The organism is Marinobacter sp. (assembly GCF_046484525.1).
Taxonomy (GTDB): domain Bacteria; phylum Pseudomonadota; class Gammaproteobacteria; order Pseudomonadales; family Oleiphilaceae; genus Marinobacter.
Window position 1 is genome coordinate 1 of record NZ_JAWOIS010000014.1, and the last position, 12,716, is coordinate 12,716.

A 12,716-nucleotide genomic window follows, 5' to 3' on the forward strand; every position below is an offset into this window, starting at 1 on the left:
CGACCAATGAAATCCTGAAGGGAGAAGAGGGCGAGATGGGTATAGCTCTGACCGATGAGGGCATCGGCTGGCCCCGTGAAGTAAGGATTCGCTTCCTGGGGCTTTTCGACACAGTTGCGGGCATCTTCAATCCCTCAAGTTTGGATTTATCGGCTGGTAATGACCGGAATAGCCCGGTTGAGCTTTATTTAGACGCAAACAAAATTAGCCACGTTGTGCACCTGGTGGCGGCAGACGAAAAGAGAGCAAACTTCTCACTAAACAGCATCAAAGGAGAAGATGGCAGACTGCCTGAAAACTTTGCAGAGATTACCTTACCTGGGGCGCACTCGGACGTAGGAGGTGGGTATCCGGACATACAAACCGAGGACTTACTGCTTTATCCAACGCTGCATGTTAGGGGCAGTGAAACCCGTTGGCCTCGGAAAACCATGGAGTGGGATAACCTTAAGAGTTTGCAAAGCAGAGTGGAGTTGGAAGGTTGGGTTGGGCAACACAGCCTGCCATTGTCCGATGGAAGAGAGGCGTCTATCCGTATAGAACAAAAAAGATATGAGCATCCCCTACCAGATGGCCAGGTGGAAATGTCACTGAGGATGACCAGGAAAATCAAAGGTGAGTATTCGAGGGTAGGGTTGTATTTGATGCATGAGTTGGCAAGAGGGAAAGGAGTTCCATTTGATCAGATGGATTCAACTGATCCAGCAATGAATATGCCCGAAGAACTCGGGGCACTATTCGAGAACTTCTCACAACAGATTGGTACTGGAGAAACAGAGATATCGCTTCATCCGGAGAAAACCGATTGGCTCAGGCAGAGATACATTCATCATTCTGATCATTACAACCCACTTGAGTGGTTGATGGCTGGTGAGATAGCTGTTTTGGAAATACCGGCTCAGGAGTTCATACATCCTCTGAGACCCGCTTTATCTCGTAAGCGTAAGGTTCACCCCAATACAATTTCTGGATAAATCATGAGGATTAAAAACGTACTAACCATTGCCGTATTTTTCACGCTGTCGGCCTGCGCGAGTGCGGCGAAAGAAAACGATTCCATGGCTTGGCGTTTCCAGCTCGCTACGCCGAAACACTATGATATTTGGGTGGAGCACTTGGAGTTTGAGTTATCAGGTGTCAGACACTGGTGGCATCCAGCGGGATCGATGGGCTGTTGCTGGAAGGGACCAAACGGTCCCCGTGGGGTTGCTGGAAGAATGGAGCCTTTTCCCAATTTTGTAGCCATACAATGGTTTTCCTTTGCGGAGCAGAAGTTCTATCAGAGGTTGATAGAAATTCCCCCGAAATGGAAAGAAGAGATGCGGGAGCTAGCCCCAATGGTGACGCAGGTCGATGTACGGATGAGGCCAAGGGATACATTGACCTTCGGTCTGGCCCCGGGAGGCGAGATTGTCATCTGGATGATGAATCAACCCGGAAATGAGATTGAACTAGCCCGGCTACAAGCCAATGAGATCGAAGGTAACCCCTCCCATTATCAGAATCGAACCAGGGATTACCTCGACGAAAATGATGAGTATCTTGAGAAGCACGGAATACCATTGACGGGCTGGTAACGCAGAAACTGATACTGATTAAGTGTTGCCCGCTAGAGCTTCGACGACACCCTCATATTCGGCAAGGTTTCGTTTGCGGTGTGCGTGGTCCAGAACTCGCCACTTTGCAGACGGCATATCAAGCGTGTGCTGGAGGCACTGGAATACAAGGTAGCGACTGTCTGAGCGATAGCCTGCCTGGCGCAGCGCTGCCAGAGACAGAGCATGCGCGGCGTTATAGGCAAGATCAAAGCGGCTTTCGAGGCTCAGAGATTCCAATCCGGCATCCCTGAGCCTGGTGCTTCCGGAGCGAATCAGACCCTGAATTTCTGCCGGGTCTGGCGCTTCAGGATGCAGTTTCCGAACCTTCTCCACGTTCTCCAGTTGTTCTTTGTTCATTGATGAGTCCTTTCAGTACGATGTGAGGTCCATTCAGCACTTTGCGGAGAAACGGGTTGTCCTGTTCCCGCCGTTTGTCGAATTCCTGTCGAGTGTAGAGTGTCGGATTCACGGGGCGGGAAAGCTCTTCCTCTGCGGGTTCCAGTGCGGTGAACACATTTTCCAGAGTAAGAGAATCCGATACCAGCATCAGATCGATATCGCTGTCGGCATTGTCGGCGTGTTTTGCGACCGAACCATAGATCAGTGCCAGTTCCAGCTGACTGTCGATAGATTGTAATGCCTTCTTAACGATATCGGAGGGGCCAAGGGTTTTCATGACCAGCGAGCGTAACTCGCGGAATACCGGTGCATTCTTGTTGGCATGGTACCGCTTTTGTCTGCCCTTTAGTTCCACGCTCACAAGGCCGCTTTCGGCAAGGCGGGTGATCTCCCGCTGCACTGCACCTGAACCCGCATTAGCTTTCTCGATCAATTCGCCGATAGAGAAATCCTGGTCGGGTTGTGTGAACAGCAGGCTCAGGACCTTTTGCCGTGTTGCTGAAAAGAGGGCATCGGCAACATTGCGGTTTTCGGGGTGCCTTGTTGTTTCCGGATTCATCGAGGTGTAGCCAATAAAATACCCATAATGGGTAAATTTATGCCCATTATGGGTGAAAGTAAAGGCGCGGGTGCCCCACTTGTCACATCTGCCCGGTTTCCTCAAACCGCTGATGCCAGCTCAGAGCCTCGCCCAGAAGATGCGGCGTATGCATGCCCCGGCCACTCGCGCAGGCCCGCTCGAAGTAGTCCAGCAGTTGCGGCCTGAAGTCCGGGTGGGCGCAGTTCTCGATAATCTTCAGAGCCCGCTGGCGGGGTGCCAGGCCGCACAGGCCGGGCCTGGCCCTGTTCGGTCACGCCCGCCGTCCAGTTCCGGTGCGGTGGAGGCGTCAGCGCGGGTGTACGTTCTGTTGCGTACGGAAGTCCTTGAAAACAGGCGCTATGCTAGCGGTTTTTTCTGGCCGGACCTTCCTGATGTTTGAGACGTTCTTCAGCACCTATCTGAGCAGCACCATCCGCTTCCTGTTCCTGTTGGCGCCGTTCTTTGTGGTCACCATGTTCCTGGCGCTTACCCGCGGGCTGCCGGTTGCCGAAAAGTCTTCGATTATCCGTCGGTCCATCTTGTCCGCATTTATCCTGGGGCTCGTATTGTTTTTTGCCGGCCCGCTGCTGTTCGATGCCATCGGCATTACCCTGAACTCCTTCCGCATCGGCGCCGGTTGCCTCCTGTTCCTGACCGCGGTCAGCCTGGTCAGCAGCGGCACCCGTAACCACGCAACCGGATTACCCGAGGAAGAAAGGGATGACGTGGCTGTGGTGCCCTTGGCCATTCCGGTGATGATTGGGCCGGCCACCATTGGTGCGATCATGGTGTATGGTGCCGAACTGAAAGCGGTGCCCCAGGTCGCGGGTGGCCTGCTGGGCCTGGTTTCCGGCCTGTTGATTCTCGGGGTTTTGTTGCGTCTGTCCGGCTACCTGGAGAAGGTCCTGGGTAAGACCGGCCTCAACATCATGTCGAAAATCAGCGGCCTGATTCTGTCCGCCATGGCGGCGGAAATTGTCCTTACGGGTATTGCCGGCTTTATCGCCAGCACCCAGACGGCCTAGAATGGCGAGCTTCAGCAATACTCTGGCGGCGTTCCCATGTCTGTTAACACCATTGAGCACAACCGCAAGCGCTTCAATTTCGAGGGCATTGAGGCCATCTGGCTGTTCGGCTATGGCTCGCTGATCTACAAGGTGGATTTTCCGTTCCTGGAGAAGCGCCCGGCCTCCATTCGCGGGTGGGCCCGTCGGTTCTGGCAGGCCTCCCACGATCATCGCGGCACGCCGGAGGCTCCCGGTCGTGTGGTGACCCTGATCGAGCAGCCGGGCGCCGTGTGTAAGGGTATGGCCTACCGGGTATCGCCCCACGTGTTCGAGTATCTGGACGTGCGGGAGAAGAATGGCTACCTGCGCTTCAGTACCACCTTGACCTTCGACGATGGCAGTCACGCCGAAGGGCTTGTTTACATCGCCACCGAGGACAACGAGGCGTTTCTCGGCGAGGCGCCGGAAGCGGACATTGCCCGCCAGATTGCTTCGGCCACGGGGCCGAGTGGCCCCAATTCCGAGTACCTGCTGCGACTGGCGGACGCGCTGCGGGCACTCGGGGCTGATTGCGTCCATACCTTCACCATCGAGTCCCACCTGCGTTCTGTCGACAAGGCGGACAGTTAGACGTCAAGTTTGCCCTGCTCCATGTAGAGTTCTTGCAAAGCCCCGCGTCGGTGAGCGGCGCCGGTGCCGTAATCCGATCAGGATCAGCGGTACCACGATCATCAGGCTGCCGGCCAGGAACCAGAGGTCCGGGACTTCCCCGAACCAGATCCAGCCAATGGCCACGGCCCAGATCAGCCCGGTGTATTCGGCGCTGGTGACCTGGTTGGCATCCACCTGCCGGTAGGCCAGCAGCACGGTGATGTTGTAACCGAGTATGAACATGGCGGAGCCCAGGGCGCTGATCAGGATCCCGGCGTCCCAGGCGGCCCCTTCCCACCAGGCCAGGGCGCCCGCCGCTGGCAGGATCAGCAGGTAGTTCAGGAACAGTTTGTGGACGGTGGATTGCTGTTTGGGCAGCTGGCGCACCATCACCGCGTTGATCGCGAGGGCAAACGCCGAACCCAGGGCGGCAATGGCGGCCCAGTTGAATTCCACCGGGCGGAGGATGACGACGATACCGGCGAAGCCGCTGAATACGGCGAACACGCTCAGCGGGGTCAGCTGTTCGCGAAAGACAATGACGGACAGCACCATGACCAGGATCGGCGCGGCGTAGAACACGGCGTTGGCGGTGGCCAGGGGCAGGTTGCCCAGGGCGATGACCATGCACAGGATGCCGGCGAGGTGGATGTGGGCGCGTATAGTGTGGATGCCGAGGCCTGCGAACAGGTGCTGGCGGTTCAGTTGGCCGAGCAGGGGCAGCAGGAACACCAGGGTCAGGATGCAGCGCAGGAACGCAAACTGGAAGATGGGGGTGCCCGGTTCCAGCAGTTTGATGAATACGTCCGAGGCGATGGCCATGGCGTTGCCGATGACCAGCAGAAGAATGGCGCTGTTTACGGTCTTGCCTGACATACCCGTGACCTCCCTTGAATTCTGGCTCCGTGAAAGAGCACGAAGAGGGACCCGCTTCCGAAAACCGCTGCGAGTACGTCCATGTACGCTTGCTCTCGCCATCCTTGGCTCCGAGCATTTTCGGAAGCGGGTCCCTCTCCGCGCTCCCGTAATTCGCAGTGGGAGTCTATTTGGGTTTAAATATCCGATAAAATGATCTTTATTGTTAACCGATTAGAAATTTAGATAATGAAACTGCCACCTCTAAAAGCACTCCCTGTCTTCGAGGCCGTCGCCCGCCTTAACAGCTTTTCCCATGCTGCCGAGGAACTGGCGGTCAGTCAGAGTGCCGTAAGTCATCAGATCAAACAGTTGGAGACCTACCTCGGCGAGCAGCTGTTCTGGCGTAGTGGCCGGACGCTGACGCTGACGGACGAGGGCCGGCAGTATCTGGATGCGGTCAGTTCCGCGTTGTTGCAGATCGAACGGGCCAGTGAGCAACTGCTGGGGCATGAGGAAGCCCGGATCCGGTTGTCGGTATTCAGTTCGTTTGCGGTGCGTTGGTTGGTGCCGCGGTTGCCGGAGTTGCAGCGGTTACATCCGCAGATTGATCTGGCGCTGGAGATGAGCAGTGAGAACCCGCAGTTGTCGGATCGGGTGGCGGATTGTTTCATCACCGTGCACAAGAACTCCGCAGCCTACAGTTATGAGTTGTTGTATGTGGAGCAGCTGTTCCCGGTGTGCAGTCAGGATTACTGGCAGAAAATTCGGCGGGAGCTCGGGCGGGAGGGTGCCGATGCGGACAATGAGGCACTGACACCGGATGAGGTGGCGCGGTTTCCGTTGCTGTCGACCCACAGCATTTTTGAGAAGCCGGCCGGGGACTGGGAGGTGTGGTACAAGGCGGTGGATCGCGAGATTCCGGCGGGGGCGCGTGTCCAGCATTTCAGTCACATGCTGCTGGCGCTGGAGGCAGCCAGGTTCCATCAGGGCATCGCGCTGACCAACGATTACATGTTGAGCACCCGCAAGGATTCGGAGGATTTTGTCCGGTTGCCCTGTCATCCGGTGATGACGGGGGATGAGTTCTATTTTGCCTGGAAGACCAGCCGGCGGCGGGAGCGGGGTATCCAGATCCTGCGGCGTTGGTTGGTGAGCCAGGCCATTGAGGGCGGGCTTCGGAGTGAGACGGACTAGTGTCCCGTCTGGCTAATTCGTTAACCTACTGCGTGACGCTGAGGCTTCTGGCCAAGGCGACTGTCCGCAGGTTTGGTGGTTCCACATCAAGGAGCAGGCAACACCGGCCAGAAGCCTCAGCCTCGCGCCCTTCGGGAGCCACTGAGAGCTTTGATAGCCGCCTTGCGCTGTCTCGATTTGGAACCACCAAACCTTCGCCACCGCGCCTAGCTCTCAAAGCTCTCAGTGGCTCAGTAGGTTAACGAATTAGCCAGACGGGACACTAGTGTCCCAGAGCTTCCCAGACTTCAATGGCAGCGGCAAGGTCTTCTAGCGAGGCACCCACGGATTTGAATGCTGTGATGGCCTCGTCGTTGGTGCGCCCAGGTTTGTCGCCCCGCAGTAATTCCGCCAGTTCGGCCCGCAGGTCGGCCTTACTGAACGCGCCTTCGTCGATGGCCTGGAGAATGTCGCCCGCCTCGCCCAGGGCACCGGCGTAGGTGTCCACGAAGACTTCGCTGCGGGCCAGGCACTGACTGTCGGTTTCCCGCATGGATGGCCGGAATGCCCCTACCAGATCCAGATGGCTGCCTGGTTGCAGCCAATCACCCCGAATCAGAGGTTCGGTCGCCAGGGTCGCGCAGCTGATGATGTCTGCCTCGGATACTGCGGTTTCCAGGTTCGTGACCGCCTCGCAGTCGAACCGGTCACGGAACCGGTCGGCCAAGGCGGCAGCTTTGTCCGGATTTCGGCCCCAGATCCGGACGGTGCGGATGGGCCGAACGGCGGCGTGTGCTTCAACGAGCATTGGTGCCAGTTTGCCGGTGCCGACTACCAGCAAAGATTCAGAATCTTGCCGCGCCAACTCCCGCGCTGCCAGCGCCGAAGCCGCTGCGGTCCGGCGACTGGTCAGGGCACTGCCGTCGATACAGGCGAGGGGAGTGCCATGCTGGCCCTCACACAGGATATAAAGCCCCGAGATGGCGGGTAGCCCGGCGTTGGCATTCTGCGGAAAAACGTTGACCATTTTCATACCGATGTAACCGGCCTTTTCCCAAGCCGGCATAAGAAGCATGGTGGCCTCACCGTCCGGGCGGTACATGGCGTGATGGTGTCTTGGCGGCGATTCCACGCCCTCGCGAAAGGTGGTGGCGAGGCGTTCAATCAGTGCCGGCCATACCAGCGCGCCGGCCACCTCCTGGGCAGAAATAATTCGCATAATCCTTAACCCTGCTTACGACTGACCAGTCGCTGGAGTTCACCAATAATGCCGCGACGGAATACCATGACGCAGACAACAAAAATAGTGCCCAGTATCACCTGTACCCAGGAGCCGAAGGCCGATAGTTCGTGGCTGAGGGCACCCACGGTGATGGCGCCAAGCACCGGACCAAACACGGTGCCCAAGCCGCCTACCAGGGTCATCAGGATGACCTCCCCGGAGGTCTGCCAGTGGGCATTGGTGAGTGCCGCAAACTGGAAAATGATGGCCTTGGTGGCGCCGGCCAGTCCGGCCAGGGTGGCAGAGATCACGAAGGCCAACAGTTTGAAGTGATCAACGTCGTACCCCAGGGACAGGGCCCGGGATTCGTTTTCCCGGATCGCCTGCAACACCTCCCCGAAGGGCGAATTGATGGTGCGATAGATGATGCCGAAGCCGATCAGGAAGATGGCGAACACGAAATAGTACATGGAAAGGGAATTGTTCAGGTCAATCAGGCCAAACAGCTGTCCCCGGGGAATACCCTGCAGGCCGTTTTCGCCGCCGGTGAAGGGCATCTGCAAGGCCAGGAAATAGATGATCTGGGCCAGTGCCAGAGTCACCATGGCGAAGTAAATGCCCTGACGGCGTATGGCCAGGAACCCGAAGACTGTGCCGATCACCATGGCAAACGCTGCGCCGGCGAGTATGCCCAGCAGCGGGGTAAACCCCCATTCCTTGGTGACGTAACCGGTAATGTAGGCGGCGCCGCCAAAGAACGCGGCATGGCCGAACGAGAGCAGGCCGGCATAGCCCAGCAAGAGGTTGAAGGCGCAGGCGAACAGTGCGAAGCACAGCAGGTCCATGACGAAAACAGGGTAGGCGAAAAGGGGGGCAGTCAGGCCCGCCAAGAGCATGATGATAAAGAGGATGCGGTTGGTCATGGCGCTTATTTCTCCTTACCAAACAGGCCGGCGGGACGGAACAGCAACACCAGCACCATAAGGAAGAAAATTACGGTACTGGCCGCGGGCGGGTAGAACACCTTGGTCAGCCCTTCAACCAGTCCGAGGGCGAGGCCGGACAGGATGGCGCCCATGATCGAGCCCATACCGCCGATGACCACCACGGCAAACACTACGATGATCAGATCGGCGCCCATCAGCGGGCTGACGGAGTAGATTGGTGCTGCCAGCACCCCGGCCAGGCCTGCCAGGCCAGCGCCGAAGGCGAAGGTCAGTGTGACCATGCGAGGGACATTCAGTCCGAAGGCCTGGGTCAGGTCGGGGTTTTCCACGCCGGCCCGCAACCGGGAACCGAGCTTGGTGTGTTCGATGACCCACCAGGTGGCGAAACAGACCACCAGGGAAAACACGATGGCAAACAGGCGGTAGGTGGGGAAGTACATGAATCCGAGATTAACCACCCCGCTCAGAGACTCCGGCTGGCCCGGATAGGGCGTGCCGGAAACATTGAAATAGTTGGCGAACAGGCCCTGAAGGATGAGCGTGATGCCAAAGGTGAGCAACAAGCCGTAAATGTGGTCCAGGTCGTAGAGTCGCTTGAGAAACAGACGTTCAATCAGCACCCCGAGAATGCCGACAATGAGGGGCGCCACCAGCAGTGACGCCCAGAATCCGATCTGAAGGCTGATTCCGAACCATTGTTCCAGGAGAGAGTAACCGATGAGGGCAATGAACGCCCCCAGCATGTACATGGCGCCATGGGCGAAGTTGATGATATTCAGCAAGCCGAATATCACCGCCAGCCCCAGGCTCAACATGGCGTAAAACACACCCACATTCAGCCCAAGCAGTGCCTGGGCCAGTATGACCTGTATCGACACGTCGGCAATCTCCCCGGAAGCAGTGGTCGGTTCTACCGTTAGTTAACCAACGGACATTTGGATTCGGACAGCGGAATAAACGCCTGATCCGCCGGAATCTTCGATACCACTCTCAGCAGGTCCCATTCGCTTTCGGACTCCGAGGGCTTCTTCACTTCCACCAGGTACATATCGTGCAGCATGGTACCGTTGGGCAGGATGGAGCCGTTTTTCACGAACATGTCGTTCAGGGTCATCTCGCCCAGCTTGGCGCGAACGGTATCGCTGTCGTCGGTGCCGGTCTCCTTGACCGCTTTCAGATAGTTGGTGACGGCGGAGTAAACGCCGGCGTGCACCATGGTTGGCATGGCACCGTGGCGCTCATGGAAGCGTTCGGACCAGGCCCGGGTTTCATCATTCTGGTTCCATACGAAAGCCGTGGTGAACTGCAGGCCCTGGGCAATGTCCAGGCCCATGCTGTGCACGTCGGTGATGAACACCAGCATACCCGCCAGCTTCTGCCCGCTTTGTACGATCCGGAACTGGTTGGCCTGTTTGATCGCGTTCACCGTGTCCTGCCCGGCGTTGGCCAGGCCGATCACGTCGGCGCCTGAGGACTGGGCCTGAAGCAGGTAGGAAGAGAAGTCGTTGGTGGACAATGGTGCGTTGACGTTGCCAACCACTTCACCACCCAGACTCTCCACTACTGCGCCGGTGTTGTCTCGCAGGGAATGGCCGAAGGCATAGTCGGCGGTAATGAAGAACCAGCTCTTGCCGCCGTTTTTGACCATGGCCGTGGCCGTGCCCACTGGCAGTGCGTGGGTGTCATAGACATAGTGGATGCCGTAGGGCGTGCACTGATCTTCGGTGAGAGCGGTCGTACCAGCCCCGGTATTCATGGTGATGATCTTCTTGTCGTTAGCCAGTCCCTGAACCGACAGGGCCACCGACGAGTTGTCCAGGGCGGTGATCATATCCACCTCCTTGGCGTCGATCCATTCCCGGGCGGTGCTGGCGCCGATGTCGGGCTTGTTCTGGTGATCCGCGGAGATGACTTCCACGGGTTGGCCGAGGACCGATCCTCCGAAGTCTTCAATGGCCATCTTGGCCGCGACCACGGCGCCGGGGCCTTCCAGAGCTTTGTAAACTCCGGACATGTCACTGAGTACGCCAATTTTGAGTTTACCGTCTGAAAGTTCAGCGGTCGCGGTGAGCGGCATTGCCAACGTCGCCATTGCGACCGCACTTGCCAGACCTTGTTTCCAGTGCTTGAACATAGTGGGATTCCTTTTCTTATTAGATTCAGGGTCGGTGCGCTTGTCGCGCCCCAGGCCCACGGGCTCAGACACTCAGGTGCCTGTTCAACTGCTCTTTTTTGGCCTCAAGGTCAGCGGCGTCAATCTGTTCCACCACCCGACCGTGTTCAATGACATAGTGGCGGTCCGCCAAAGGGGCAGCAAAGCGAAAATTCTGCTCCACAAGGATGATGGTGAAGCCCTTTTCCCGCAGTTTGCGAATCACCTGATCCAGGGATTTCAGGATGACAGGGGCTAACCCTTCGGTAATCTCGTCCAGCAACAGCAGATTGGCACCTGTTCGCAGGATACGGGCAATGGCCAGCATCTGCTGCTCACCGCCGGAGAGTTTGGAGCCCTGGCTTTTCCGTCGCTCCTTGAGGTTCGGAAACATGGTGTAGATGTCGTTAACCGACATGCCGCCTTCGGCGACTACAGGGGGTAGTTCCAGGTTTTCGTCGACATTAAGGGAAGCAAAAATGCCACGTTCTTCCGGGCAATAGCCGAGCTTGCCCACATGGGCGATCCGATGCGTGGGCATGTCGATGATTTCAGTGCCATGGATCTTGATTGAGCCGGTGCGCCGGCCCACGAGCCCGAGAATCGCTTTCAGGGTGGTGGTGCGCCCGGACCCGTTACGGCCGAGCAGCGTAATCACCTCGCCTTCGTGCAGGGTCAGGTTCATGCCGTGGAGAATGTGGGACTCGCCGTACCAGGCGTGCAGGTTCTCGATTCGGAGCAACTCCGGGCGTTGATCAGGCGGCATCGGTGGTCCCCATGTAGGCTTCCATCACGGCAGGGTTGGTGGATACGGTGTCGTAATCGCCCTCCGCCAATACCTCGCCCCGGTTCAGCACAGTGATGGTGTCGGCCAGGGTGGACACCACATTCAGGTTGTGTTCCACCATCACGATGGTGCGGCCTTCGACCACCCGTCGGATCAGATCGGTCACTGTGCCCACATCCTCGGAGCTCATGCCCTGAGTGGGTTCGTCCAGCAGCATCAGCCGGGGCTTGAGGGCGATAGTGGTGGCAATTTCCAGGGCCCGCTTCTGGCCATAAGGCAGCTCGACGGCCTTGGTGTCGGCAAAGGAACCCAGCTCCACCAGTTCCAGGGTTGCCTGGGCCTCCTCATTCAACTGGTCCAGTACCCGCATGGAGCGCCAGAACTGGTAAGAAACCCCCAGTGTGCGCTGCAGGGCAATTCTTACATTCTCACGGGCAGACAGGTGCGGAAACACCGCAGAGATCTGGAATGAACGGATCAGGCCTTGCTGTGCAATAGCGGCGGGTCTGGAGTGGGTGATGTCTTTACCGTCGTAGATGATCTGCCCGGCACTGGGCTTGAGAAAATGGGTCAGCAGGTTGAAAAAGGTGGTTTTGCCGGCACCGTTGGGACCAATCAGCGCATGGATGCTCCCCTTCTCCACTTTCACGCTGACGTTGTTGATGGCGGTGAAGCCTTTGAAATCCTTCTTCAGATTCCGGGTTTCAAGGATGATCGGGGAAGGCGTTGTGTGCTCGCCCACAGACTGGTCGTTCACGGAAATACACCCCTTTCGGTTAAAGTCGGCGACTGGTGCGCCGTAGCTCTGTTATTTCTTATTATTCAGTTTTTTTCTGAAAAGGTTGCAGATACTGCCAATTGAACTGATCTTCAGTAATAGTTGGAGAGTGTGGAGTCTGTCAAGAAAAGACCGGCGCCCGGGAACCCTGGCTAGTGAACTTGCGTCAGTTCTGCGAAGACATAACCTGGATGTGATTCTGTTGGAAAGAGAGGTATTTATGAAATGGCTTCTGATCGCGGCCTTGTTGGGCGTTTTCACGGTCTCGACTCCGGCTACGGCCCAGCCGCCCCACAGCAATGGGCTGCCGCCGGGCCTCGAGAAGAAGGTCGAACGTGGTCAGCCGTTGCCGCCGGGTTGGCAGAAAAAACTGGATTATCGGCGGGGAGATTACTTTGATCGGGAGCTGCTGCGCTACGGTCGGGTGACCGACGTCGACGGTCGCCGTCAGCGGGTCGAGATCGAGGACAAGGTGTACACCATCATCAAGGATACCCGCGAGATCGTGGATATCCTGAACGGCCGGTATTAACGGTCGCGGCGTATGGCCCGCGCCATACGCCG

Annotated in this window: 15 protein-coding genes and 1 pseudogene; 6 read left to right on the forward strand and 10 right to left on the reverse strand. The window is 57.6% G+C overall.

Translation table 11 applies throughout. The features are described from left to right. Both R6W86_RS03235 and R6W86_RS03240 read left to right on the forward strand, forming a co-directional pair. Positions 1–974: T6SS phospholipase effector Tle1-like catalytic domain-containing protein (locus tag R6W86_RS03235; protein ID WP_410327957.1), on the forward strand; the 974-nt coding region annotated here is incomplete at its 5' end. A gap of 3 nt (positions 975–977) precedes the next feature. After that, the gene (locus R6W86_RS03240) at positions 978–1,577 is read left to right on the forward strand and encodes a DUF2931 family protein (protein WP_410327958.1); all 600 of its coding nucleotides are present in this window, start codon (positions 978–980) and stop codon (positions 1,575–1,577) included. An 18-nt stretch (positions 1,578–1,595) separates the two neighbouring features. On the opposite strand, the gene R6W86_RS03245 is transcribed toward R6W86_RS03240, so the two are convergent. The 3 genes and pseudogenes from R6W86_RS03245 to R6W86_RS03255 all read right to left on the reverse strand — a co-directional run. Continuing rightward, the gene (locus R6W86_RS03245) at positions 1,596–1,955 is read right to left on the reverse strand and encodes a hypothetical protein (protein WP_410327959.1); all 360 of its coding nucleotides are present in this window, start codon (positions 1,953–1,955) and stop codon (positions 1,596–1,598) included. Next, a complete protein-coding gene (locus tag R6W86_RS03250; RefSeq protein WP_410327960.1) occupies positions 1,903–2,556 on the reverse strand; it encodes a nucleotidyltransferase domain-containing protein in 654 nt (217 codons plus the stop codon). The genes R6W86_RS03245 and R6W86_RS03250 overlap by 53 nt, the downstream gene beginning before the upstream one ends. 82 nt (positions 2,557–2,638) lie before the next feature. Next, a pseudogene (locus R6W86_RS03255) lies at positions 2,639–2,852 on the reverse strand (acetyl-CoA hydrolase/transferase C-terminal domain-containing protein); the annotation flags it as partial. Between the two features lie 117 nt (positions 2,853–2,969). On the opposite strand from R6W86_RS03255, the gene R6W86_RS03260 reads away from it, so the two are divergent. Then, the gene (locus R6W86_RS03260) at positions 2,970–3,602 is read left to right on the forward strand and encodes a MarC family protein (RefSeq protein ID WP_410327961.1); all 633 of its coding nucleotides are present in this window, start codon (positions 2,970–2,972) and stop codon (positions 3,600–3,602) included. A gap of 36 nt (positions 3,603–3,638) precedes the next feature. Continuing rightward, a complete protein-coding gene (locus R6W86_RS03265) occupies positions 3,639–4,214 on the forward strand; it encodes a gamma-glutamylcyclotransferase (protein WP_410327962.1) in 576 nt (191 codons plus the stop codon). Positions 4,215–4,217: 3 nt separating this feature from the next. On the opposite strand, the gene R6W86_RS03270 is transcribed toward R6W86_RS03265, so the two are convergent. Then, on the reverse strand, positions 4,218–5,111 hold the full coding sequence (locus R6W86_RS03270) for a DMT family transporter (protein WP_410327963.1): 894 nt from the start codon (positions 5,109–5,111) through the stop codon (positions 4,218–4,220). A gap of 228 nt (positions 5,112–5,339) precedes the next feature. Here R6W86_RS03270 and R6W86_RS03275 point away from each other — a divergent pair, with 228 nt between their 5' ends. Further along, a complete protein-coding gene (locus R6W86_RS03275; protein ID WP_410327964.1) occupies positions 5,340–6,287 on the forward strand; it encodes a LysR family transcriptional regulator in 948 nt (315 codons plus the stop codon). A 262-nt stretch (positions 6,288–6,549) separates the two neighbouring features. Here the strand turns inward: R6W86_RS03275 and R6W86_RS03280 are convergent, their stop codons facing one another. From R6W86_RS03280 to R6W86_RS03305, 6 genes are all read right to left on the reverse strand, one after another. Further along, entirely contained in the window at positions 6,550–7,485 is a 936-nt protein-coding gene (locus R6W86_RS03280; protein WP_410327965.1) for an ornithine cyclodeaminase family protein, read from the reverse strand. A gap of 5 nt (positions 7,486–7,490) precedes the next feature. Continuing rightward, positions 7,491–8,411, reverse strand: coding sequence for a branched-chain amino acid ABC transporter permease (locus R6W86_RS03285; protein ID WP_410327966.1), 921 nt, complete (start codon positions 8,409–8,411; stop codon positions 7,491–7,493). 5 nt (positions 8,412–8,416) lie between these two features. Beyond that, positions 8,417–9,313, reverse strand: coding sequence for a branched-chain amino acid ABC transporter permease (locus tag R6W86_RS03290; protein WP_410327967.1), 897 nt, complete (start codon positions 9,311–9,313; stop codon positions 8,417–8,419). A gap of 38 nt (positions 9,314–9,351) precedes the next feature. After that, positions 9,352–10,569, reverse strand: a complete 1,218-nt coding sequence (locus R6W86_RS03295; protein WP_410327968.1) for an ABC transporter substrate-binding protein — start codon at positions 10,567–10,569, stop codon at positions 9,352–9,354. A 64-nt stretch (positions 10,570–10,633) separates the two neighbouring features. Then, positions 10,634–11,353: an ABC transporter ATP-binding protein gene (locus tag R6W86_RS03300; RefSeq protein WP_410327969.1), complete on the reverse strand. Its 720-nt coding sequence runs from the start codon at positions 11,351–11,353 to the stop codon at positions 10,634–10,636. Beyond that, positions 11,343–12,131 (reverse strand): ABC transporter ATP-binding protein, encoded by a 789-nt coding sequence (locus R6W86_RS03305; protein ID WP_410327970.1) that lies wholly within the window; start codon positions 12,129–12,131, stop codon positions 11,343–11,345. The genes R6W86_RS03300 and R6W86_RS03305 overlap by 11 nt, the downstream gene beginning before the upstream one ends. Before the next feature lie 241 nt (positions 12,132–12,372). Between R6W86_RS03305 and R6W86_RS03310 the strand changes: the two genes are divergently transcribed. Next, positions 12,373–12,684 (forward strand): hypothetical protein, encoded by a 312-nt coding sequence (locus R6W86_RS03310; protein ID WP_410327971.1) that lies wholly within the window; start codon positions 12,373–12,375, stop codon positions 12,682–12,684. Positions 12,685–12,716: the final 32 nt, after the last annotated feature.

What these genes read in the sequence shown, in the direction of transcription:
- R6W86_RS03240 (WP_410327958.1), top strand. Translation starts at nt 978, where the DNA reads ATGAGGATTAAAAACGTACTAACCATTGCCGTATTTTTCACGCTGTCG.
- R6W86_RS03245 (WP_410327959.1), bottom strand. Translation starts at nt 1,955, where the DNA reads ATGAACAAAGAACAACTGGAGAACGTGGAGAAGGTTCGGAAACTGCAT.
- R6W86_RS03250 (WP_410327960.1), bottom strand. Translation starts at nt 2,556, where the DNA reads ATGAATCCGGAAACAACAAGGCACCCCGAAAACCGCAATGTTGCCGAT.
- R6W86_RS03260 (WP_410327961.1), top strand. Translation starts at nt 2,970, where the DNA reads ATGTTTGAGACGTTCTTCAGCACCTATCTGAGCAGCACCATCCGCTTC.
- R6W86_RS03265 (WP_410327962.1), top strand. Translation starts at nt 3,639, where the DNA reads ATGTCTGTTAACACCATTGAGCACAACCGCAAGCGCTTCAATTTCGAG.
- R6W86_RS03270 (WP_410327963.1), bottom strand. Translation starts at nt 5,111, where the DNA reads ATGTCAGGCAAGACCGTAAACAGCGCCATTCTTCTGCTGGTCATCGGC.
- R6W86_RS03275 (WP_410327964.1), top strand. Translation starts at nt 5,340, where the DNA reads ATGAAACTGCCACCTCTAAAAGCACTCCCTGTCTTCGAGGCCGTCGCC.
- R6W86_RS03280 (WP_410327965.1), bottom strand. Translation starts at nt 7,485, where the DNA reads ATGCGAATTATTTCTGCCCAGGAGGTGGCCGGCGCGCTGGTATGGCCG.
- R6W86_RS03285 (WP_410327966.1), bottom strand. Translation starts at nt 8,411, where the DNA reads ATGACCAACCGCATCCTCTTTATCATCATGCTCTTGGCGGGCCTGACT.
- R6W86_RS03295 (WP_410327968.1), bottom strand. Translation starts at nt 10,569, where the DNA reads ATGTTCAAGCACTGGAAACAAGGTCTGGCAAGTGCGGTCGCAATGGCG.
- R6W86_RS03300 (WP_410327969.1), bottom strand. Translation starts at nt 11,353, where the DNA reads ATGCCGCCTGATCAACGCCCGGAGTTGCTCCGAATCGAGAACCTGCAC.
- R6W86_RS03310 (WP_410327971.1), top strand. Translation starts at nt 12,373, where the DNA reads ATGAAATGGCTTCTGATCGCGGCCTTGTTGGGCGTTTTCACGGTCTCG.